The organism is Piscinibacter gummiphilus, from assembly GCF_002116905.1.
Lineage (GTDB): Bacteria > Pseudomonadota > Gammaproteobacteria > Burkholderiales > Burkholderiaceae_C > Rhizobacter > Rhizobacter gummiphilus.
In genome coordinates, this window is the sequence record NZ_CP015118.1 from 6,273,808 (window position 1) to 6,294,588 (window position 20,781).

General features: G+C 68.9%; 20 protein-coding genes. 10 read left to right on the forward strand and 10 right to left on the reverse strand.

Annotated features, from left to right (window positions below; all coding sequences use genetic code 11):
* Positions 1-27 precede the first annotated feature (27 nt).
* The 5 genes from A4W93_RS28810 to kdgD all read right to left on the reverse strand — a co-directional run bounded on the left by A4W93_RS28810 (position 28) and on the right by kdgD (position 7,078).
* The gene (locus A4W93_RS28810) at positions 28-1,893 is read right to left on the reverse strand and encodes a phosphoenolpyruvate carboxykinase (GTP) (RefSeq protein ID WP_085753880.1); all 1,866 of its coding nucleotides are present in this window, start codon (positions 1,891-1,893) and stop codon (positions 28-30) included.
* A 428-nt stretch (positions 1,894-2,321) separates the two neighbouring features.
* Positions 2,322-2,939 (reverse strand): LysE family translocator, encoded by a 618-nt coding sequence (locus A4W93_RS28815; protein WP_085753881.1) that lies wholly within the window; start codon positions 2,937-2,939, stop codon positions 2,322-2,324.
* Positions 2,940-2,961: 22 nt separating this feature from the next.
* Positions 2,962-4,536, reverse strand: coding sequence for a galactarate dehydratase (garD, locus tag A4W93_RS28820; protein WP_085753882.1), 1,575 nt, complete (start codon positions 4,534-4,536; stop codon positions 2,962-2,964).
* 169 nt (positions 4,537-4,705) lie between these two features.
* Positions 4,706-6,145, reverse strand: a complete 1,440-nt coding sequence (locus tag A4W93_RS28825; protein ID WP_085753883.1) for an aldehyde dehydrogenase family protein — start codon at positions 6,143-6,145, stop codon at positions 4,706-4,708.
* Positions 6,146-6,166: 21 nt separating this feature from the next.
* Positions 6,167-7,078 carry a 5-dehydro-4-deoxyglucarate dehydratase gene (gene kdgD / locus A4W93_RS28830; protein WP_085753884.1) on the reverse strand — a complete coding sequence of 304 codons (912 nt, stop codon included), beginning with the start codon at positions 7,076-7,078 and terminating at the stop codon, positions 6,167-6,169.
* Positions 7,079-7,300: 222 nt separating this feature from the next.
* On the opposite strand from kdgD, the gene A4W93_RS28835 reads away from it, so the two are divergent.
* Entirely contained in the window at positions 7,301-8,287 is a 987-nt protein-coding gene (locus tag A4W93_RS28835; protein WP_085753885.1) for a Bug family tripartite tricarboxylate transporter substrate binding protein, read from the forward strand.
* A gap of 2 nt (positions 8,288-8,289) precedes the next feature.
* On the forward strand, positions 8,290-9,234 hold the full coding sequence (locus A4W93_RS28840; protein ID WP_085753886.1) for a 2-hydroxyacid dehydrogenase: 945 nt from the start codon (positions 8,290-8,292) through the stop codon (positions 9,232-9,234).
* Between the two features lie 5 nt (positions 9,235-9,239).
* Here A4W93_RS28840 and A4W93_RS28845 read toward each other — a convergent pair whose 3' ends face one another.
* Positions 9,240-9,446 carry a hypothetical protein gene (locus A4W93_RS28845; RefSeq protein WP_085753887.1) on the reverse strand — a complete coding sequence of 69 codons (207 nt, stop codon included), beginning with the start codon at positions 9,444-9,446 and terminating at the stop codon, positions 9,240-9,242.
* Positions 9,447-9,555: 109 nt separating this feature from the next.
* Here A4W93_RS28845 and A4W93_RS28850 point away from each other — a divergent pair, with 109 nt between their 5' ends.
* A complete protein-coding gene (locus tag A4W93_RS28850) occupies positions 9,556-10,350 on the forward strand; it encodes a substrate-binding domain-containing protein (protein ID WP_085753888.1) in 795 nt (264 codons plus the stop codon).
* Positions 10,347-10,928, forward strand: coding sequence for an MOSC domain-containing protein (locus tag A4W93_RS28855; RefSeq protein ID WP_085753889.1), 582 nt, complete (start codon positions 10,347-10,349; stop codon positions 10,926-10,928). Before A4W93_RS28850 ends, A4W93_RS28855 begins: the two co-directional genes overlap by 4 nt.
* A 100-nt stretch (positions 10,929-11,028) precedes the next feature.
* Here the strand turns inward: A4W93_RS28855 and A4W93_RS28860 are convergent, their stop codons facing one another.
* From A4W93_RS28860 to A4W93_RS28870, 3 genes are all read right to left on the reverse strand, one after another.
* Entirely contained in the window at positions 11,029-12,207 is a 1,179-nt protein-coding gene (locus tag A4W93_RS28860) for an IS4 family transposase (RefSeq protein ID WP_085749227.1), read from the reverse strand.
* Positions 12,208-12,354: 147 nt separating this feature from the next.
* A complete protein-coding gene (locus tag A4W93_RS28865) occupies positions 12,355-13,446 on the reverse strand; it encodes an alkene reductase (protein WP_085753890.1) in 1,092 nt (363 codons plus the stop codon).
* Positions 13,447-13,541: 95 nt separating this feature from the next.
* Positions 13,542-14,546, reverse strand: coding sequence for a zinc-binding alcohol dehydrogenase family protein (locus A4W93_RS28870; protein ID WP_085753891.1), 1,005 nt, complete (start codon positions 14,544-14,546; stop codon positions 13,542-13,544).
* 95 nt (positions 14,547-14,641) lie between these two features.
* Between A4W93_RS28870 and A4W93_RS28875 the strand changes: the two genes are divergently transcribed.
* The 5 genes from A4W93_RS28875 (at position 14,642) to A4W93_RS28895 (ending at position 19,461) form a co-directional block, all read left to right on the forward strand.
* Entirely contained in the window at positions 14,642-15,568 is a 927-nt protein-coding gene (locus tag A4W93_RS28875) for a LysR family transcriptional regulator (RefSeq protein ID WP_085753892.1), read from the forward strand.
* A gap of 33 nt (positions 15,569-15,601) precedes the next feature.
* Positions 15,602-16,444, forward strand: a complete 843-nt coding sequence (locus A4W93_RS28880; protein WP_085753893.1) for a 23S rRNA (adenine(2030)-N(6))-methyltransferase RlmJ — start codon at positions 15,602-15,604, stop codon at positions 16,442-16,444.
* A gap of 2 nt (positions 16,445-16,446) precedes the next feature.
* Positions 16,447-17,628: a CaiB/BaiF CoA transferase family protein gene (locus A4W93_RS28885; protein WP_085753894.1), complete on the forward strand. Its 1,182-nt coding sequence runs from the start codon at positions 16,447-16,449 to the stop codon at positions 17,626-17,628.
* 154 nt (positions 17,629-17,782) lie between these two features.
* On the forward strand, positions 17,783-18,679 hold the full coding sequence (locus A4W93_RS28890; protein WP_085753895.1) for a hypothetical protein: 897 nt from the start codon (positions 17,783-17,785) through the stop codon (positions 18,677-18,679).
* A gap of 29 nt (positions 18,680-18,708) precedes the next feature.
* Positions 18,709-19,461, forward strand: a complete 753-nt coding sequence (locus tag A4W93_RS28895; protein ID WP_157131799.1) for a hypothetical protein — start codon at positions 18,709-18,711, stop codon at positions 19,459-19,461.
* On the opposite strand, the gene A4W93_RS28900 is transcribed toward A4W93_RS28895, so the two are convergent.
* On the reverse strand, positions 19,424-20,206 hold the full coding sequence (locus A4W93_RS28900) for a helix-turn-helix domain-containing protein (protein ID WP_085753897.1): 783 nt from the start codon (positions 20,204-20,206) through the stop codon (positions 19,424-19,426). The two genes, A4W93_RS28895 and A4W93_RS28900, sit on opposite strands and share 38 nt — an antisense overlap.
* A gap of 133 nt (positions 20,207-20,339) precedes the next feature.
* Here A4W93_RS28900 and A4W93_RS28905 point away from each other — a divergent pair, with 133 nt between their 5' ends.
* Positions 20,340-20,768: a YiaA/YiaB family inner membrane protein gene (locus A4W93_RS28905; RefSeq protein WP_099960116.1), complete on the forward strand. Its 429-nt coding sequence runs from the start codon at positions 20,340-20,342 to the stop codon at positions 20,766-20,768.
* Positions 20,769-20,781: the final 13 nt, after the last annotated feature.

A 20,781-nucleotide genomic window follows, 5' to 3' on the forward strand; every position in this document is an offset into this window, starting at 1 on the left:
CCTTCTGTCTTGGGAAGCGGCAGACCGTCAGGCGGCCAGGCGCTTCTCCAGGTCCGCCTTCGTGGCGGTCAGTTCGGCCGGCAGGTGGTAGGCCAGCTGCTGGAACAGCTCGGCGTGCAGGCCGAGTTCGTCGCGCCACGCGGCCTTGTCGATGCCGGTGACCTGGTCGAACTGGGCCTTCGTGAAGTCGAGGCCGGTCCAGGTCAGGTCTTCGTAGCGCGGGGTCACGCCGAAGAGGTTCTCCTCGCCCTGGCCCTTGCCTTCCACGCGGTCCAGCATCCACTTCAGCACGCGCATGTTGTCGCCGTAGCCCGGCCACACGAACTTGCCGTCGGCGCCCTTGCGGAACCAGTTGACGCAGTAGATCTTCGGCAGCTTCGCGCCCGACTTCTCGAGCTTGGCGCCGAGGTTCAGCCAGTGCTGGAAGTAGTCGCTCATGTTGTAGCCCATGAACGGCAGCATCGCGAACGGGTCGCGGCGCACCACGCCCTGCTGGCCCGCGGCGGCGGCGGTGGTTTCCGAACCCATCGTGGCGGCCATGTAGACGCCTTCGTTCCAGGTGCGGGCCTCGGTCACGAGCGGCACCGTGGTGGAACGGCGGCCACCGAAGATGAACGCGTCGATGGGCACGCCGGCGGGGTTGTCCCACTCGGCATCGAGCGCCGGGTTGTTCAGCGCGCCGACGGTGAAGCGGGCGTTCGGGTGCGCGGCCTTGGCGCCGGTTTCCTTCGCGATCTGCGGCGTCCAGTCCTTGCCTTGCCAGTCGATGGCGTGGGCCGGAGGCGTGTCGGTCATGCCTTCCCACCAGACGTCGCCATCGTCGGTCAGCGCCACGTTCGTGAAGATCACGTCGCGGTTCAGGCTGGCCATGCAGTTGGCGTTGGTCAGGCTGTTGGTGCCCGGGGCCACGCCGAAGTAGCCGGCTTCGGGGTTGATGGCGTACAGGCGGCCGTCGGCACCCGGCTTGATCCAGGCGATGTCGTCGCCGATGGTGGTGACCTTCCAGCCGTCGAAGCCGGCGGGCGGGATCAGCATCGCGAAGTTGGTCTTGCCGCAGGCGCTCGGGAAGGCGGCCGCGACGTGGTGCTTCTTGCCTTCGGGCGAGGTGACACCCAGCACCAGCATGTGTTCGGCGAGCCAGCCCTGGTCACGGCCCATCGTGGAAGCGATGCGCAGCGCGAAGCACTTCTTGCCCAGCAGCGCGTTGCCGCCGTAGCCCGAGCCGTAGCTCCAGATTTCCTGGGTCTCGGGGTAGTGGACGATGTACTTCGTGGTGTTGCAGGGCCAGCTGACGTCCTTCTGGCCGGCTTCCAGCGGGGCGCCCACGGTGTGCACGCAGGGGACGAAGTGGCCTTCGGCGCCCAGCACCTCGAGCACGGCCTTGCCCATGCGGGTCATGATCTTCATGTTGACGGCCACGTACGGGCTGTCGGACAGCTCCACGCCGATGTGGGCGATGGGCGAGCCGAGCGGGCCCATGCTGAACGGCACGACATACAGCGTGCGGCCGCGCATCGCGCCCTTGAAGAGCGCCTTGTCGCCGGTCTGCAGCAGCTCGCGCATCTCGGCCGGGGCCATCCAGTTGTTCGTGGGGCCGGCGTCTTCCTTCTTGGCGGAGCAGATGAAGGTGCGGTCTTCCACGCGGGCGACGTCGCTCGGGCTGCTCTGGGCGAGGTAGCTGTTCGGGCGCAGCTCGGGGTTGAGCTTCTTGAACGTGCCGGCGGCCACCAGCTGGGCGCACAGGCGGTCGTACTCCTCGGTGCTGCCGTCGCACCAGTACACGTCCTTCGCCTCGGTCAACGCCGCGACGTCGGCCACCCACGAGATCAGGCGGTTGTTCTTCACGTAGGCAGGGACGTTCAAGCGCAGCCCTTCCAGCTTCGGTTGGTTCATGGTGCTTCCAATCATCAAAGTTAAAAACGGAATCGGGCGAGCCTCGCGCCGGCCTGCGTGCGCAGGCCTCGTTGGGGGGCTCGCCCCATGCCGCTTTTGTCCATCTCGTCGGCCTTCCGGCCGAAGGGTGAGGGCCGGGAATCGGGTCGGACGGAGTCATTCGAGGGATAAACGAACGACCGTCAACTCATTGTGTTGCCATTGTCCGGCGAGGGGCCTCACCGTGCATCGGGGGGTCATGCAACGTTTGCATGACCCCATGTCACCGGGCGTCAGAGGCGTCCAAGGGGTGAAAGAGGCACTCCACGATGTGGAATTTCCGGACAAATGAGGGCCCGGCGCCGGATGAAGTGGACGGCCGTGCAGTGAAAACCACTAGGGCGAAATCGTTGCCCGGACGCGACGGCGCGGGCGAACCGCAGACCGGCTCAGCGGGTCAGCGGGAGCGCGGCCCCCATCGCGGCGAACAGGCCGCCGCAGACGCGGTTGAAGGTGCGGCCGGTGCGTTCCAGCCACGGCCGCACGCGGTGCGCCAGGCGGGCCAGCAGGACCTCGACCACCGCCTCGATGCCGGCAAAGGTGCCGGCCAGGATGGCGAACTGCAGCAGCAGGTCGCGGGCGGGGTCGATGAACTGCGGCAGGAAGGCGCCGTAGAACAGCAGCACCTTCGGGTTGGAGACGGCGGAGAAGAGGCCCTGGCGGAACAGCACGCGCCCGCGGTGGTCCAGCGCCTCGCCACCCGTGGCGGCGTCGAGCTTCAGCGGCGGCGCGCGCCAGAGCTGGATGCCGAGCCACACGAGGTAGGCGCCGCCCACGACCTTCAGCACGGTGAGCGCGCCCGAGGCCGTCTGCAGCAGCGCGCCGATGCCCAGCATCGACAGCGCGATCAGCCCGATGAAACCCACCGCGCCGCCGGCCACCGTGAACAGGGTGCGGCGGTGGCCGTGCAGCGCGCCGTGCGTCAGCACCAGCAGGCTGTTGGGCCCGGGCGTGAGCGACAGGCCGAGGACGGCCAGGAGGTAGATCAGCCAGGTGTGGAGCGCCATGCCCGGCAGTCTACGGCCCGGATCAGGTCACCGGGGCCGGGTTGAACAGCACGAGCGCGTTGTGCAGCTTCCACTGCTCGGCGTATGTCTGCTTGCGGCCGCTGGCCACGTCGAGCATCAGGCGGAACATCTCCCAGCCCACGTCCTCGATGGTGGCCTCGCCGTCGGCGATGCGGCCGGCGTTGATGTCCATCAGGTCGTGCCAGCGGCGGGCGAGGTCGGAGCGCGTGGCCACCTTGATGACCGGGCACTCGGCCAGGCCGTACGGCGTGCCGCGGCCCGTGGTGAACACGTGCAGGTTCATGCCGGCGGCCAGCTGCAGCGTGCCGCAGATGAAGTCGCTGGCCGGCGTGGCGGCGTAGATCAGGCCACGCTGCTTGAGCTTGTCGCCCGGGGACAGCACGCCCGAGATCGGCGACGAGCCGCTCTTGACGATGGAGCCCATGGCCTTCTCGACGATGTTCGAGAGGCCGCCCTTCTTGTTGCCGGGCGTGGTGTTGGCACTGCGGTCCACGCGGCCCTTGTTCAGGTACGCGTCGTACCAGGCCATCTCGCGGATCATCGCGTCGGCCACCTCGGGGGTGGTGGCGCGCGAGGTGAGCTGGTCGATGCCGTCGCGCACCTCGGTCACTTCCGAGAACATCACGGTGGCGCCGGCGCGCACCAGCAGGTCGGTGCAGAAGCCCACGGCGGGGTTGGCGGTGACGCCCGAGAACGCGTCGCTGCCGCCGCACTGCACGCCCACGACCAGTTCGCTGGCGGGCACGGTCTCGCGGCGGCGCTTGTTCAGGCGCTCCAGGTGGAACTTGGCGGACTCGAGCACCGAATCGATCATCGACAGGAAGCCGACGTGTTCGTTGTCCTGCAGGCAGACGACGTCGAGGTCTTCCGCTTCCTCTTCACCGCGCTTGTCGACGATGGGAATGGTGCCGGGGGGCATCAGGCGCTCGGGCTGCAGCTTCTCGCAGCCGAGGCTCACCACCATCACCTCGCCGCCGAAGTTCGGGTTGAGGCTGATGTTGCGCACGGTGCGGATCGGGATGATCGCGTCGGGCGCGTCGATGGCCACGCCGCAGCCGTACGTGTGCTCGAGGCCCACCACGTCGTCGACGTTCGGGTACAGCGGCAGCAGTTCCTTCTTGATGCGGGCCACGGCGAAGTCGACGACCCCGGCCACGCACTGCACGGTGGTGGTGATGGCGAGGATGTTGCGCGTGCCCACCGAACCGTCGGCGTTGCGGAAGCCCTCGAAGGTGTAGCCCTCGAGCGGCGGCATCGCGGGCGGCTTGACGGTGGCGATGGGCAGGTTGTCCAGCTCGCGGGCGCCGGGCATCACCAGGATCTTCTCGTGCACCCAGCTGCCGGCCGGAATGGCCTTGGCCGCGTAGCCGATGGCCACGTTGTAGCGGCGCACGACACCCCCTTCGGGCAGGTCTTCGAGGGCCACCTTGTGGCCTTGCGGCACGTGGTCCTTCAGCACCAGGCCGCTCGGCAGCACGGTGCCGGCCGGCAGGCCGCCGTCGTTGGCGACGATGGCGACGTTGTCCGCGTCGTGCATGCGGATCGTGTGGGGAGGGCGGGCGACGGGCTGGTCCATGGCGTACGGCTCGGTCAAACAGAGGTGAAGCAGTGTTGTAAGTTGTCGTACAACAGAATATCGATGGTCGGGTTTCCGGGGTCGGCTGTCAAGGAACCGACACAACGGACAACGCCCGTCCCAGTGTCGTCGGACACCGGGACGGGCGCTTCGGCAAGCGGCGAAAGCCTTATGCCGAGGTGTACGCCGTCTTCACCGTGGTGAAGAACTCGGCGGCGTACTTGCCCTGCTCGCGCGGGCCGTAGCTCGAACCCTTGCGGCCGCCGAACGGCACGTGGTAGTCCACACCCGCCGTCGGCAGGTTGACCATCACCATGCCGGCCTGCGCGTGGCGCTTGAAGTGCGTGGCGTGCTTGAGCGACGTCGTCGCGATGCCCGAGGCGAGGCCGAACGGGGTGTCGTTCGCCAGGTGCAGCGCTTCGTCGTAGTTCTTGACCTTCTGCACGCTGACCACCGGGCCGAAGATCTCCTCGGTGTTGATGCGCATCGTGGGGGCCGTGTCGGCGAACAGCGCCGGGGCCATGAAGTAGCCGGGCTGGCCGTCGACGTTCGTCGGGATGGCCTGGCCGCCGGTGACGAGGCGAGCGCCTTCGTCCTGGCCGATCTTCACGTACTCGAGGTTCTGCGCCAGCTGGCGGTCGTCCACGACCGGGCCGATGTCGGTGCCGGCCTTGCGGGCGTCGTCGACCTTCAGCGTCTTGATGCGTTCGGCCACGGCGGCCACGAACTTGTCGTGGATGCCTTCGGTGACGATCACGCGCGACGAGGCCGTGCAACGCTGGCCGGTCGAGAAGAAGCCGCTGTCCACCGCGCAGTTGACGGCGACCGCGAGGTCGGCGTCGTCCAGCACGACGAACGGGTTCTTGCCGCCCATCTCCAGCTGGAACTTCGCGAAGCGCGACACGCACGCCGCCGCGACACGCTGGCCCGTGCCCACCGAGCCGGTGAAGCTGATGGCGTTGACGCGCTTGTCCTCGAGCATCGTGGCGCCCACTTCGGTGCCGCGGCCCATCACGAGGTTGAACACGCCGGCCGGGATGCCGCTGCGCGAGATGATCTCGGCGAGCGCCCAGGCCGAACCGGGAACCAGCTCGGCCGGCTTGAACACCACGGCGTTGCCGTGGGCGAGGGCCGGGGCGATCTTCCACGCGGGAATCGCGATCGGGAAGTTCCACGGCGTGATCAGGCCGACCACACCGACCGGCTCACGCGTCACTTCCACGCCCACGCCCGGGCGCACCGAACCGAGCACCTCACCGGCCTGGCGCAGGGCCTCGCCGGCGAAGAACTTGAAGATGTTGCCGGCGCGGGTCACTTCGCCGATGGCTTCGGGCAGGCGCTTGCCTTCCTCGCGGGCCAGCAGGTCGCCGAGCTCGGCCTTGCGGGCGAGGATCTCGGAACCGATGGCGTCGAGCGCGTCGAAACGCTGCTGCGGGGTGCTGAGGCCCCAGCCGGCGGCGGCGGTTTCGGCCGCGGCGATGGCCGTCTTCGTCTGCGCGGCGTCGGCGAGCGCGTACTCGCCGATCAGGTCACGCGTGTCCGACGGGTTGATGTTGCGGGTGGCGCGGGGTCCGTCGACCCACTCGCCACCGATGAGGTTCTGTTTCATCGGCGGGTCTCCGTGAACGGATTACTGGGGACCGAGCTTGGCGATCAGGGCGCGCAGGTCCTCGACTTCCGTCGGCTTGAGGTCCGAGATCGGGGGACGCACCGGGCCGGCCGAGTGGCCGATGATGGTGGCGCCGGCCTTCACGATGCTCACGGCGTAGCCATGGCCGCGGTTGCGGATCTCGAGGTAGGGCAGGAAGAAGTCCTTGATCAGGCGGTCGGTCGTCGCGATGTCGCCCTTGGCGTACGCGTTGTAGAACTCCATCGCGGTCTTCGGGATGAAGTTGAAGACAGCCGACGAGTACACCGGCACGCCGAGCGCGCGGTAGGCGTGTGCGAAGACTTCGGCGGTGGGCAGGCCGCCCAGGTACGAGAAGCGGTCGCCGAGGCGCTGGCGGATCGACACCATCAGCTCGATGTCGCCCACGCCGTCCTTGTAGCCGATCAGGTTCGGGCACTGCTCGGCCAGCTGTTCCAGCGAGGCGGGCGAGAGGCGCATGCCGGCGCGGTTGTAGACGATCACGCCGATCTTCACGGAGGCGCAGACGGCCTTCACGTGGGCGATCAGGCCTTCTTGCGAAGCTTCGGTCAGGTAGTGCGGCAGCAGCAGGATGCCTTGTGCGCCGGCCTTCTCGGCGGCCTGGGCATACTGGATCGCGAGCGTGGTGCCACCACCGGCGCCGGCCACGATGGGCGTGTCGCCCTTGCAGGTTTCCACGGCGGTGCGGACCACTTCCGTGAACTCACCCGGTTCGAGCGAGAAGAACTCACCCGTGCCGCCGGCGGCGAACAGCACCGTGGCGCCGTAGGGCATCAGCCATTCGAGGCGCTTCGTGTACGCGGCCTTGTTGAACTGGAGGTTCGCGTCGAAGTCGGTCAGCGGGAAGGACAGCAGACCGGACGAAAGGGCTTGTTTCAGCTCTTGGGGGTTCATGGAGACTCCGAGTGAGGATGCCCACTCATGGCGGGCGGGGCAGTGCGACGTCCGCACGTTGTATGTCATCGTACAACTAACCACCGGAAACGCAAGCATCGGAAGTGCTGGTTAACCCTGATATGCGGGGAGAACCGTGCTGGAGATGATGCCCATTCCTTCCGTTTGTTGTCTGACAACTGACGACAAACGCGTTTGCCGCTCGTCCTGGAGAGTTATTCGATGTCCGCTCGCCGTTCCTTCCTCGCCCACGCCGCCGCCATCGCCGCCGGCCTCGCCGTGGTGTCCACCCCGTCGTTCGCCCAGGACACCTGGCCCTCGAAACCCATCAAGCTCGTGGTGCCCTTCGCCCCGGGCGGCACGTCGGACATCCTGGCCCGCCACGTCGCGGCCCAGTTGCAGGTCGCGCTGAAGCAGACGGTGATCGTCGAGAACAAGGCCGGCGCCGGCGGCGTGATCGGCGCCGACAGCGTGGCCAAGTCGCCGAACGACGGCTACACGATCCTGCTCGGCACGGTCGCGTCGCACGCGATCAACCCGGCGCTGTCGGCCAAGATCCCGTACAACGCCTCGAAGGACTTCGCCCCGATCATCCGCCTCGGCAGCATCGCCAACGTGCTGATCGTGACCGCCACCGAACCGTCGAAGACCGCGAAGGAACTGATCGGCCGCGCCAAGGCCAAGCCCGGCTCGTACGCGTTCGCGTCGGCGGGGCAGGGCACGTCGCAGCACATGTCGGGTGAAACGCTCAAGGTGCTCGCCGGCATCGACATCCTCCACGTGCCCTACAAGGGCAGCGGCCCCGCCATCCAGGACGTGATCGCCGGCCAGGTGCCGATGAGCTTCGAGACCGTGACCGTCGCCCTGCCGCACATCCAGGCCGGCAAGGTGCGGGCCCTGGCCGTCACGTCGGCCAAGCGCACCCCCACGCTGCCCGACGTGCCCACGCTGCAGGAAGCCGGCGTGGCCGGGTTCGACGTGGTGAGCTGGCAGGGCCTCTTCGCCCCGGCCGGCACCGCGCCGGCGATCGTCGAGCGCCTGAACAGCGAGCTGCAGAAGATCCTCGCGACCACCGAGACCAAGGCCAAGATGTACACGCTGGGCCTCGAGTACGCACCCAACACGCCGAAGCAGTTCGGCGACTACCAGGTGGCCGAGCAGGCGAAGTGGGTCAAGATCGTCAAGGCCGGCAACGTGAAGATCGACTGACCATGAGCACCCGCCCCCGCGTCCTGCAGCACGGCCGCCTGCTGCCCGAACTGGAACAGGAACTGGCCGCCGACTGCGACCTGACCCTGCTGCCCCCGGTGGCCGAACGCGCCGCGTTCCTCGCGGCCCGCGGCCCCGAGTTCACCGGCCTCGTCACGTCGGGCGCCTTCGGGGCCGACGCGGCGCTGATCGGCGCACTGCCGTCGCTGAAGGTGATCTCGAGCTTCGGCGTGGGCACCGACGCCCTCGACCTCGCCGAGGCCGCGCGCCGCGGCATCGCGGTGGGCAACACCCCCGACGTGCTGAACGACTGCGTGGCCGACCTCGCGATGGCCCTCGTGCTCGACGTGGCACGGGGTGTCACCGCGGCCGACCGCTTCCTGCGCCGTGGCGACTGGATGAACGGCCGCTTCCGCCTGGCCCAGCGGGTCAGCGGACGGCGCCTCGGCATCGTGGGCCTGGGCCGCATCGGGCGCACCATCGCCAAGCGTGCGGGCGGGTTCGACATGGACATCCGGTACCACAGCCGCCGCGTGGTGGCCGACGCGCCGTGGCAGCACGAGCCGTCGCTCACGGCGCTGGCCTCGTGGTGCGACTTCCTCGTGGTGATCGTGTCGGGCGGCGCGGAGACGCGCCACCTGATCAGCGCCGACGTGCTCGACGCGCTGGGCCCGCAGGGCTTCCTGATCAACGTCGCCCGCGGCAGCGTGGTCGACGAGGTGGCGCTCGTCAAGGCGCTGCAGGAAGGCCGCATCGCCGGCGCGGGCCTCGACGTGTTCGACCGCGAGCCGAACGTGCCGACCGAGCTGATCGCGATGGACAACGTGGTGCTGCTGCCCCACGTGGCCAGCGGCACGGAACAGACCCGCCGCGCGATGGCCGACCTCGTGCGCGAGAACCTGCGCGCGTTCTACCGCGACGGCCGGGTGCTCACGTCCGCGCTCTGAGGCGCTCAGTCGTCCCGAGGCTCTCCCAGGAAGCGGTCGGCGGCCCGCACCGGGCAGTCGTCGCGCGCCGACTCGTCGAGCCACAGCTTCGCCGCGAACTCGTCGGCATCGGCCGTCTTCAGGCGCGGCTCCTGCTCCTGGAGGCGGTCGCTGCAGGCTTCGCACCAGGCCCAGCTGTCGGGAGAATCGGGGATCGCGCGGCCTCGGTTCATCGGAACTCCTGAAGGAAACGGGGAGGGCCGCAATCTATCGGCGCGCCCCGCCGGCCGCACCTGCCATGCCTTACAGCTTGCCCCGCACGGGAACGTAAGATCCGCTTCCATGAACCGCCGCCCGCTCCTGATCTCGCTGCTGGCCACCGCACTTCCCGCCGTGGCCGCCCAGAAGAAATCCCTCGCCGACCCGCTGCTGCTCGGGGTCGAGCAGTCCCTCGTCGACGCCGGCCTCGCCCAGGCCTTCCAGAAGGCGTTCGGACGCGACACCGGCGTCGCGGTCAAGCTGGTGCCCGGCACCAGCGCCTCGGTGCTGTCCGCGCTGGAGCAGGGGGACGTGGACTCGTCGATGACCAACGCGCCCGAGATCGAGAACCGCCTCGAGAAGCAGGGCCTCGCGCACGACCGCCACGTGATCGCCGGCGGTGACTTCGTGCTGGTGGGCCCGGTGGAGGGCAAGGGCAAGAAGGCCACCGACCCGGCCGGCCTGCTGGGCGAACGCGACATCGGCGCGGCCCTGGCGAAACTCGCCGAGGCCAAGGCCCCGTTCATCGCCCCGCTGCCGGGCTCGAGCGCCAACCTCGGCGAACTCGTGCTGTGGCGCGCCGCGAAGGTCGCACCGGGCAACCCGTGGTACCTGAAGGCCCCGGCCGGCACCGACCCGCTCGCGCTGGCCATCTCCACCGGCGCCTACACCGTGGTGGACCGCGGCCAGTGGCTGAGGCGCGGTGGCAAGCCCCTCGCGATCATCGTCGAGGGCGACCCGCGCATGGCCACCCAGGTGGTGGTGATGCGGTCGTTCCGCGTGAACCACCCCGCGGCCAAGCTGTTCGGCCAGTGGGTGAGCGGCGCGAACGGCCGCCGCGTGGCGGGCAGCGCGCGCGGCTGGAAGGGCGTGAAATGACGGCGACCCTGCTCAGCGTGAACCGCGCAAAGGCCACCGAGATCGAGATCGGCGGCCGGCCGGTGCTCACCGGCATCCTCAAGCGGTCCGTGGACGGCCCGGTCGCGGTGCGCCCGATGGGGCTCGACGGCGACGAACAGGCCGACCTCTCGGTGCACGGCGGCCTCTCGAAGGCCGTGTACGCGTACCCGAGCGAACACTACCCGTTCTGGCAGACCGTGCGCGCACAGGCGAAGGTGGCCGGCTGGAACGACCCGCTGCCGCATGGCGCGATGGGCGAGAACCTCACCCTCTCCGGGCTGCTCGAGACCCAGGTGTGGGTGGGCGACCTGCTGAAGTTCCCCGACTGCACGCTGGCGGTCAGCGAACCCCGCTTCCCGTGTTTCAAGTTCAACGCGGCCATGGGGTTCAACCAGGCCGTGAAGCTGATGGCCGCGAACGCCTGGTGCGGGTTCTACCTCGCGGTGCGCGAACCCGGCACCATCACGGCGGGGCAGGGGTTCGAGGTGATCCCGGGGCCGCGCGAGGTGGGGATCGAGGAGATCTTCCGGGGGAAGACGGGCGCGCACAAGCGCTGAGCGCCAGCCCCAAGAACCAAGGTCATCCCGGCGGAGGCCGGGACCTTCGGCCTCCGCACAGGGTCCCGGCCTTCGCCCATTGCTGTCCGGGGAACTTGTATCAAGCAAAGGCCAGATCCATCTGGCCCGCCTTGAAGGCTCTTAGCTCGGTTCGTCGTCGTCGGCTCTCGGTGGTTTTCTCGCGCCGCCCGACTCGCTCGAACAGTGTTGCTGTCAACTCGTTCAACCGCGTTCGCAAGCTGCTCTCGCCCTGCTTTCCTGCCTGCTCCAGCACCAGGAGCAGGTAGGTGATCAGTGCCGTCATCACCTGGATCCGAACAGCATTCTCTGTTCGCGCGCAGAACTTCTTGATGTTCAGGTTCTGCTTGATCCACTTGAAGAACAGTTCCACCGCCCAGCGCTCCTTGTAGAGCGCTGCGATCTCTGCGGCGGGTGCGTTCAGATCGTTGCTGGCGAACACCAGCGGCGTGTCGCCGGGCCGGTGCACTTCGATCCGACGCAGCGGTTCGACGTAGCGGTTGTATCGGCCACCGCCGGGCCTGCGGTTGGTCAATCGAACAACTTGATCCTTGAGGATGACGCCCTCGTCTGCCTCTACGATCTCCCGCTCCGCCACCACCTCCAACTTCACGTTCATCTTGAACCGGGTCACGAACCGCGCGCCCTCAGCGTCGATGTCGTGCCACCAATTGAAGTCGTAGTACCCCTTGTCGAAGACGTAGGTGGCGTCCCGCTCGATCGGTACGGGCAGCGCCGCCGTCAGATCGTTGACGTTGGTGGCCGTCATGCTCTGCCACCAGGGCGTTGCACTCCCGTGCTCGTACACCATGTGCAGCTTCAGGCCCTGCGTGGAGCGCACCTTCGTCGGAGCCGCCCACTCGTCGAAGCCGCGTCCCTTCAGGCTCACCGTCGTCGAGTCGATCAGGAACAGCAGGTCGCTGTACTCCCTGCGCACCTTCGGCTTGAGCATGTTCATCAACGCTCGAGCCGTGTCGCCGAACACTCGCCAGTCACGGCGCTTGTTGGCGTCGCCCAGCGTCGAGTGCGTCAGGCGTCCCGCGCCCAAGTGGTAGTGGTGGTTGCTCTGAGCGTTGAAGCCGGTCGCGATGTCCCGCAGCGAACTCGACTTGGACACCTGGGCATAGACCATCGCCACCAAGTGCCCCCAGCTGTCGAAGCTCTTGCAGTATCGATCAGCGTCGTATCTCTCGACTGCCTTGTCGAACGCCCCGCGTGGGAGCAGCTTCAGGAACTGGTGGAACCGGCTTATGCTTTGCATGTTGCGGGGGTTTGTTGATCGAGTTGGCGCTCTGGGATTTATCCCAAATCACCAACCCTCGCAACAACTTACCGCTCAGCACTCAAACTTTCCCCGGACAGCAATGGGCCTTCGCCGGGATGACGGTGCTGTTCGTGCGTGGCTCCTTCAGCTGAGCGCCGGATAGTCCGTGTACCCCTCCGCCCCGCCGCCGTACAGCGACTTCGGGTTCAGGTCCGCCAGCGGCTTGTCGTCCTTCAGGCGCCGCACCAGGTCCGGGTTGCCGATGAACGGCCGCCCGAAGGCCACGATGTCGGCGGCGCCCGACGACACCACGTCCATCGCCATCTGGCGGTTGTAGCCGTTGTTGACCATCCAGGCGCCCGCCTCGTGGCCCGCCTTGTAGCGCGTGCGCAGCTGCTCGTAGTCGAACGGGGCCACGTCGCGCGCGCCGCCGGTCTGGCCTTCGATCACGTGCAGGAACGCGATCTTCAGCGGGGCGATGCGCTCCACGGCGCGGTTGAACAGCGCCTGCGCGTCGCTGTCCTGGCCGGCGTCGTTGACCGGCGTGACCGGGCTCAGCCGCAGGCCGGTGCGGCCGGCGCCGATCTCGGCCACCACGGCCTCCATCACGTCCACCAGCAGCCGCGTGCGGTTCTCGATCGAGCCGCCGTACGCATCGGTGCGGTCGTTGACGCTGTCGCGCAGGAACTGGTCGATCAGGTAGCCGTTGGCGCCGTGCACCTCCACGCCGTCGAAGCCGGCGTCGATGGCCGAGCGGGCCGCGTGGCGGTAGGCGGCGACGATGCCCGGAATCTCGTCCGTGCGCAGCGCGCGCGGTGTCGACGTGTCGACGAAACCATCCTTCGTGAAGGTCTTCCCCCGGGCCGCACGGTCGGTCGACGAGACCGGCGCGATGCCGCCCGGCTGCAGCGACACGTGCGAGATGCGGCCCACGTGCCACAGCTGGATCACGATGCGGCCGCCTTCGGCGTGCACCGCGTCGGTCACCTTCTTCCAGCCGGCGATCTGTTCGGGCGAGAAGATCCCCGGGGTGTCGAGGTAGCCCTGGCCCTCGGCCATGATCTGCGACGCTTCCGTGATGATCAGGCCGGCGCTCGCGCGCTGGCGGTAGTACTCGACGGTGAGGTCGGTGGGCACCTGGCCGGCGCCGGCGCGGTTGCGCGTCAGCGGAGCCATCGCGATGCGGTTGGCGACGGGGATGTCGCCGATGCGGGCGGGGTCGAACAAGGAGGTCATGGGCGGGTTCCAGGTGGCAGGAGTCGCACGATCGTACGAAAGGTCGGAATGGCCGTCTGTCGCGAAGGCAATACGGCCGCCGTGATAGGGGAGGGTCAGAAGCCTTCGAGCACCACCTTGCCCTTCGCACGGCCGGACTCGATCAGTGCGTGGGCCCGGCGCAGGTTCGCCGCGTTGATGGCACCGAACCGTTCACCCAGCGTCGTGCGCAGCCGGCCCTCGTCCACGAGCGCAGCCACACGTTCCAGCAGGTCGTGCTGGGCCTGCATGTCGGGTGTCTGGAACATCGGGCGGGCGAACATCATCTCCCAGTGCAGCGACAGCGCCTTGCGCTTGAGCGCCATCACGTCGAGCCGGGCCTTCGGGTCGTCGATCAGGCCCAGGCGGCCCTGCGGCGCGAGCGCCTCGACGATCTGCGCGTAGTGCTGGTCGGTCTGCGTGAGGCTCGCGACGAACTCGACCTGCCCCAGGCCGGCGGCGCGCAAGCCCTCGGTCAGCGGCTTCGTGTGGTCGATGACGTGGTGGGCGCCCAGCTCCCGCACCCAGGCCTGCGTCTCGGGCCGCGAGGCGGTGCCCACGATCGTCAGCGCCGTCAGCTGGCGGGCCAGCTGCACGAGGATCGAACCGACCCCGCCGGCCGCGCCGATGACGAGCAGCGTGCCGGTGGTCCGCGGCGTGATGCCGAGCCGGTCGAACAGCAGCTCCCACGCGGTGATGGCGGTCAGCGGGAGCGCCGCGGCCTCGGCGAAGCCGAGCGAGGCGGGCATCCGGCCCACGATGCGCTCGTCCACCGCCTGCAGCTCGGCATTGCTGCCCGGGCGGGTGATGTCGCCCGCGTACATCACGCGGTCGCCCGGCTTGAACAGCGTGACCTGCGCGCCCACGGCCTCCACCACACCGGCGGCGTCGAAGCCCAGCACCTTCGGCTGGCCGTCGGCCGCGGCGTTGGCGCGCACCTTGGTGTCCACCGGGTTGACCGACACGGCGTGCACCCGCACCAGCAGGTCACGCGGACCCGGTGCCGGGACGGGCAGGGTGGTGTCGACCAGCGATTCGGGGTGGTCGATCGGAAGGGGCTGGTAGCGGGCGATGGCTTTCATGGGAAGCTCCTGATGGGATGGAACGAACTCTACGGACATCGCTTTCGCTTGATAATCCGGCTCGAACCGACAACACTTTCAAATCCTGTTTGCAGATGAACTGGCCCGCCGACCTGCAGCTCTCCCAGCTCCAGCTGTTCATCCGCCTGGCCGACGCCGGCTCGCTGAGCGCCGCCGCGCGGCAGCTCGACATGACCCCGGCCGCGGCCAGCGCCTCGCTCAAGCGCCTGGAGACCTCGCTGGCCGTGCGCCTCGTCGAGCGGTCCACGCGGTCGATGCGGCTCACGCCGGAAGGGGAGCTGCTGCGCGACCACGCCCAGCGCGCGCTCGGCGTGCTGGACGACGCCCGTTCGCTGCTCGGTGCCCAGCGCGAGGCGCTGGCCGGCGAAGTGCACCTGGCCACGCCACTCGACCTGGGCCGCACGGTGCTCAGCCCGATGCTCGAGCCGCTGCTGGCCCGCCACCCCCGACTGCGCGTCGTGATGCACCTGTCCGACTCGATGCACGACCTGACCCGGGAACGCGTCGACCTCGCCGTGCGCTACGGCGTGCTGCAGGACTCCTCGCTGGTCGCCCGGCCCCTGGCCACCACCCGGCGGATGGCGGTCGCCTCCCCCGCGTACCTGGAGCGCCACGGCACGCCGCGGCACCCCCACGACCTCGACGCCCACAACTGCCTCGCGCTGAACCTGCGCAGCCGCCCGGAGGTCCGCTGGACGTTCCACCGCACCGGCGAGTCACTCACCGTGCGCGTGCACGGCAACCGCGTGGCCGATGACGGCGGCCTCGTGCGCGAATGGGCCGTGGCCGGCCTCGGCATCGCGTTCAAGGCCCGCCTCGACGTGACGGCGGACCTGGCCGCGGGCCGGCTCGTGGAGGTGATGCCCGACTGGTCCGGCGACACCTTCCCGCTGCAGGCCATCCTGCCCACCCACCGCCACCTGCCGCTGCGCGTGCGCGGCGTGCTCGACGAGCTGGTCGAGCGGTTCGCCCACCTCGACGGTGCGGACCAACGACAATAGCGGCTTGCCGCGCCACCCCACCGAGATCCGCCCATGCTCGCCTACCGCCACGCCTTCCATGCGGGCAACCACGCCGACGTCCTCAAGCACATCGTGCTGACCCGCGTGCTCCGCTACATGAACCAGAAGGACAAGCCCTACCGGCTGGTCGACACCCACGCCGGCGCCGGCGGCTATTCGCTCGAAGGCCAGTACGCCCAGAAGAAGGGCGAGTACCTCGAAGGCATCGCCCGCCTGTGGGACCGCGACGACCTGCCCGAACTCGCCGCCGACTACGTGCAGCTCGTCAAGCAGTTCAACGCCGGCGGCCGCCTCGAGCAGTACCCCGGCTCGCCCGCGTTCGCGCAGATGCTGCTGCGCCACGGCGACCAGCTGCGCCTCTTCGAGCGCCACCCCACCGACCACCGCATCCTGTCGTCCTTCCTCGGCGAGACCAAGGGCGTCGAGATCCGCGACAGCGACGGCTTCGAGGGCCTGAAGGGCCAGGTGCCCCCATCGACGCGCCGCGCCGCCGTGCTGATGGACCCGTCCTACGAAGGCCATGCCGACTACGGCCGCGTGATCTCGTCGCTGCGCGAGGCCATCGACCGCTTCGCCGAAGGCGTCTACATGGTCTGGTACCCGCAGGTCACCAAGCTCGAGGCCGCCCAGCTGCCGCGCCGCCTGGAGACCATCGCCCCGAAGGGCTGGCTGCACGTGCGGATGACGGTGCAGCAGCCCGACGCGCAGGGCTTCGGCCTCGCCGGCAGCGGCATGTTCATCATGAACCCGCCGTACACGCTGCACGACGAACTGGTCGAACTGATGCCGTACCTCGTCGACGTGCTGGGCCAGTACGACGACGCGTCCTACCTGATCGAGCAGAAGGCCAGTTGAGCATGGGCCCGCTCGCCGGCCTCAAGGTGCTCGAGATGGGCCAGCTGATCGCGGGCCCGTTCGCCGCGAAGACCCTCGCCGACTTCGGCGCCGAGGTCATCAAGATCGAACCGCCCGGCGCCGGTGACCCGCTGCGCCAGTGGCGCCTGCTGCACGAGGGCACCAGCGTGTGGTGGCAGGTGCAGTCGCGCAACAAGAAGAGCGTGGCGCTCGACCTGAAATCGCCCGAAGCCCGCGACCTCGTGCGCCGCCTGATCGACGAATGCGACGTGGTGGTCGAGAACTTCAAGCCCGGCGTGATGGAGGCCTGGGGCTTCGACCACGCCACGCTGTCTCGCTCGAACCCCGGCCTGATCATGCTGCGCATCAGCGGCTACGGCCAGACCGGCCCGTACAAGGACCGCCCCGGCTTCGGCGTGGTGGCCGAGGCGATGGGCGGGCTGCGCCACCTCACCGGCGAACCCGGCCGCGTGCCGGTGCGCGTGGGGGTCAGCATCGGCGACACGCTCGCGTCGCTGCACGGCGTGATCGGCATCCTGATGGCACTGCACCACCGCCACGCCACGGGGCAGGGCCAGGTGATCGACGTCGCGCTGTACGAGGCCGTCTTCAACTGCATGGAAAGCCTGCTGCCCGAGTACAGCGCCTTCGGCGCGGTGCGCGAGGCCGCCGGCTCGGCGCTGCCCGGCATCGCGCCCAGCAACGCGTACCCGTGCGCCGACGGGTGGGTGCTCGTGGCCGGCAACGGCGACAGCATCTTCACGCGGCTGATGGCCGCCATCGGCCGGCGCGACCTGGGCGACGACCCGGCCCTCGTCGGCAATCCGGCGCGCGTGGCCCGCGTGGCCGAGATCGACGCGGCCATCGGCGCGTGGACCGCGCCGCGCACGGTGGCCGAGGTGCTGGACTCGCTGAACGCCGCGCAGGTGCCCGCGGGCCGCCTCTACACCGCGAAGGACATCGCCGAGGACCCGCACTACCGCGCTCGCGGCATGATCGAACGCGTGGTCTCGGCCGACGGCCTCGCCGTCGAGGTGCCGGGCATCGTGCCGAAGCTCAGCGCCACGCCGGGCGGCATCACGCGCCGCGCGCCCACGCTCGGCGAGGACACCGAGGCGGTGCTGCGCGAGGTGGGTGTCACGGCCGACCAGCTGCAGGCGCTGCGCGCGCGCGGTGTGCTGTGAAGAACGTTCTCCCAGGCACTACGCGCATCCCGGAAAGTCCTTAAAGAACGGGCCACACAGTTTGTGAATCGAGGTTCATGATTCGTTCCAGCACGCGCATTCAACGTGCTGGCCGGGCAAAGACCCGGTCTTCAACCCAGAACGGAGACAGACCTTGAAAACGAAAACCCTGATCCGGGCGGCCCTCGCCTGTGCCTTCGCCATGGCGTCGTCGTACGCCGCCGCGCAAAGCAGCTTCACCGCCACCTACAAGGGCGGCAGCACGTCGTCCTGCGGCTCCACCTACAGCATCCAGGGCAAGGAGCCCTCGGCCTCCGGCAAGTACCCCGTGTACGTCCACATCGGCGGCACCGGCGAAACCTACAACGGCGCGTGGGCCATGGCCGCCGTCGACGCCGCAGTGGCCAAGGGCTTCGTCGCCGCCACCGTGCAGTACGACAACGCGTCGTTCGGCACCTGCTCCACCATCGGCCAGCGCGCCAAGTGCATCTTCAACCCGAACAACGTCAACAGCGCCATCGCGAAGCTGTGCTCGCGCGCCAAGGCCGACTGCTCCAAGGGCATCGTGACCGGCGGCCTGAGCCAGGGTTCGATCATCTCCGTGCTGTCGCGCGACTATGACTCCCGCATCCGCGCGTCGATGGGCCAGGGCACCGGCTCCACCTACACCGTCGCCTACAACCTGCAGTCGTGCATGGCCAACGGCAAGCACGCACAGCCGGGCAGCAACCTGCGCATCATCAACGGCGAACGCGACATGTTCGTGGGCGGCACGGAATCCATCGCCCGCTCGCAGGCCGAACTCGTCACCGGCATCACCTGCAGCGGCCTGAGCCCCACCTCGTGCATCAAGTCCGACGGTTCCGGCTGGGCCATCGTGAAGGACGCGAACGTGCTCGACCTGTACGCCGACCACTGCTTCATGGGCCTCGGCACCTACGGCGCCCAGTGCACCGGCGTGCTCGCCGTCGACGCCAACTACCAGTACGGCAGCGGCGCGTGGGCCCTCCCGGCCACGATGACCTGGCTGAAGTCGCGCGTCACGCCGTAAGGCCCGGACGGGACCCTGCAGTCTTCACCATGAACGGGTCCCTCCACCTGGATGCCCGCCCGTCGCCCTGGCGATGGGTGGGCCTCGCGGCCACCGCCGCCGTGGTGCTGGCCGCGGGCGTGTGGTCCCTCCCGGACGACGCGCCCGACCGGCCGGCCCCGCCGCCATCGGCCACCGCGAACCGCCTCGCCCAGGCCCAGGCCGAAGCGCGTGGCGACGCCCCGTTCCCCGACATCGACCTCGCCCTGCTCGACGTCTCGCCGCGCGGCGCGGTGATCGCCGTGGCGTCGCGCCCGGCCACGTACACGGTGGGGCAGGAGGTGTTCCCCGGCATCCGCCTGGAACACGTCGACACCCACGCGGTCACGCTGCGGTTCGGATCGCAGTCCCGCGAACTCGCGTTGCGTCCGGCCACCATCGCCTCGACCGCCCCTGCCGACGACAAGCCCGAAGCCCCCGCCGTCGAACCCCGCCAGCTCACCACCGCCCGGCCGCAGCTGGCCGCGGCCTTCCTCAACGAGGTGCAGGTGCACCCCGACCCGCGCGGCGGCTTCGTCGTCGACCGCGTGCTGCCCGACAGCCGCTACGACCGCATGGGCCTGAAGGCCGGCGACGTCGTCTACTCGATCGACACGCCCGCCATGAGCGCCGTCGACGAAGGCTCGATGGTCGCGCTGATGCAGCAGACCCACCTCGAACTCGACGTGGTGCGCAAGGGCACGCAGATGCGGCTCACCGGCGCGCTCAACGTGGACGCCGAGGCGCCGCCGGAAGCTCGTTGAGCGTCTCGCCGCCGTCACGCTTCAGGTCCCTGAACGCGCCGAACAGCCACGAGCGCATGCCTACCACCAGCGTGAACGCGCGGCGCTTGTCCGCGGGCAGCTTCTGGTCGGCCACATGCTGCTGCGCGAAGTCCTGGCCCACACGGCGCAGGCGCTCCACGAACCCTTCGGCGGCAGCGGGCGACAGCTGGCCGTGCACCAGCATCATCATCTCGCCCGGATCGTCGAAGCCGGCGCTGAAGAAGTCGCCCGCCACGTGCGTGCGGAAGAAGTTCATCACCGGGCCGTTGGGCCGCCAGCGGAAGGTCTTGGCCACCTTCAGGCGGTAGCGGCTGAGCGGCCGCAGCTCGATCACGCCCAGGCGGTCCAGCACCTTGAAGTACACGAGGCACTGCGCTTCGCTGAGCGTGTACGTGCCCACGATCTGCTCCAGCGACCACTGGCTCAGGCAGCAGATGGCGATCAGCAGCAGCACGCGGTCGGCCACCACCGCCTTCTCCTGCTCGAGCGTGAGCTCGCTGCGTTCGGGCCGTGCGTCCGCCACCTTGCGGGCCAGTTCGGCGAAGTCCATCTTCAGCACCCGCAGCACCTCGTCGATGCGCGAGAGCGGCATGTCGCCCTTCGCGAAGATGCGCTTGATGCTCGACTCCGACATGCCGAGGTGCCCCGCCAGATCGGCGTAGGTCACCTGGGCGGCCTTCAGCTCGGCCTTCAGGGTTGTCACGAGGTCGAGGGTGGTGCTCATCGCCAGAACTCCCAAAAAGTATCACCAGACGATACCAGACGCACCTTCGCACGCGTCCCACCTCGGATGGATTGATACCAAGGCGGTCACCGACGACCATTCAGCCATGTTCACTCCACCCCTGAAGACGACCATGAACGCTCCCGCCGCCCGCCACGACACCCGCGCCTGGAAACTGCAGGTCTGGGTCTCCTTCGGCCTCGCCGTCGCGCTGTGCGCCACCGGCCTCGCGTACCTGCCGGGCCAGGACCTGGACCGCGCGTTCATGGTCATGGGCTACGTCTTCTGCCTCTCCACCGCCTTCGGCCTCTCGAAATTCGTTCGCGACAACGAAGGCCGCAGCAACGACACCCCGATGTGGAAGCTGGTGGTGTGGGGCGGCTTCGCGCTGGCGATGGGCCTGACCGCCTGGGGCCTGTACCGCATGGACATCAACCCGACCTACAAGGCCTTCCTCGGTGTCAGCTGGCTGTTCCTGATCTCGTCCGTGTTCACGCTGGCCAAGACCCTGCGCGACGCCCACGAAGCCCAGCTGGCCGACCGCGGCCAATCGTTCGAATGACCTCACGACGCCA

Excerpts from the sequence above, each read along its gene's own strand:
- A4W93_RS28885 (WP_085753894.1), top strand. The coding sequence starts at position 16,447 with ATGGGCCCGCTCGCCGGCCTCAAGGTGCTCGAGATGGGCCAGCTGATC.
- A4W93_RS28810 (WP_085753880.1), bottom strand. The coding sequence starts at position 1,893 with ATGAACCAACCGAAGCTGGAAGGGCTGCGCTTGAACGTCCCTGCCTAC.
- A4W93_RS28905 (WP_099960116.1), top strand. The coding sequence starts at position 20,340 with ATGAACGCTCCCGCCGCCCGCCACGACACCCGCGCCTGGAAACTGCAG.
- A4W93_RS28870 (WP_085753891.1), bottom strand. The coding sequence starts at position 14,546 with ATGAAAGCCATCGCCCGCTACCAGCCCCTTCCGATCGACCACCCCGAA.
- A4W93_RS28860 (WP_085749227.1), bottom strand. The coding sequence starts at position 12,207 with ATGCAAAGCATAAGCCGGTTCCACCAGTTCCTGAAGCTGCTCCCACGC.
- A4W93_RS28865 (WP_085753890.1), bottom strand. The coding sequence starts at position 13,446 with ATGACCTCCTTGTTCGACCCCGCCCGCATCGGCGACATCCCCGTCGCC.
- A4W93_RS28835 (WP_085753885.1), top strand. The coding sequence starts at position 7,301 with ATGTCCGCTCGCCGTTCCTTCCTCGCCCACGCCGCCGCCATCGCCGCC.
- A4W93_RS28855 (WP_085753889.1), top strand. The coding sequence starts at position 10,347 with ATGACGGCGACCCTGCTCAGCGTGAACCGCGCAAAGGCCACCGAGATC.
- A4W93_RS28880 (WP_085753893.1), top strand. The coding sequence starts at position 15,602 with ATGCTCGCCTACCGCCACGCCTTCCATGCGGGCAACCACGCCGACGTC.
- A4W93_RS28900 (WP_085753897.1), bottom strand. The coding sequence starts at position 20,206 with ATGAGCACCACCCTCGACCTCGTGACAACCCTGAAGGCCGAGCTGAAG.
- A4W93_RS28825 (WP_085753883.1), bottom strand. The coding sequence starts at position 6,145 with ATGAAACAGAACCTCATCGGTGGCGAGTGGGTCGACGGACCCCGCGCC.
- kdgD (WP_085753884.1), bottom strand. The coding sequence starts at position 7,078 with ATGAACCCCCAAGAGCTGAAACAAGCCCTTTCGTCCGGTCTGCTGTCC.
- A4W93_RS28895 (WP_157131799.1), top strand. The coding sequence starts at position 18,709 with ATGAACGGGTCCCTCCACCTGGATGCCCGCCCGTCGCCCTGGCGATGG.
- A4W93_RS28850 (WP_085753888.1), top strand. The coding sequence starts at position 9,556 with ATGAACCGCCGCCCGCTCCTGATCTCGCTGCTGGCCACCGCACTTCCC.
- A4W93_RS28815 (WP_085753881.1), bottom strand. The coding sequence starts at position 2,939 with ATGGCGCTCCACACCTGGCTGATCTACCTCCTGGCCGTCCTCGGCCTG.
- garD (WP_085753882.1), bottom strand. The coding sequence starts at position 4,536 with ATGGACCAGCCCGTCGCCCGCCCTCCCCACACGATCCGCATGCACGAC.
- A4W93_RS28875 (WP_085753892.1), top strand. The coding sequence starts at position 14,642 with ATGAACTGGCCCGCCGACCTGCAGCTCTCCCAGCTCCAGCTGTTCATC.
- A4W93_RS28845 (WP_085753887.1), bottom strand. The coding sequence starts at position 9,446 with ATGAACCGAGGCCGCGCGATCCCCGATTCTCCCGACAGCTGGGCCTGG.
- A4W93_RS28840 (WP_085753886.1), top strand. The coding sequence starts at position 8,290 with ATGAGCACCCGCCCCCGCGTCCTGCAGCACGGCCGCCTGCTGCCCGAA.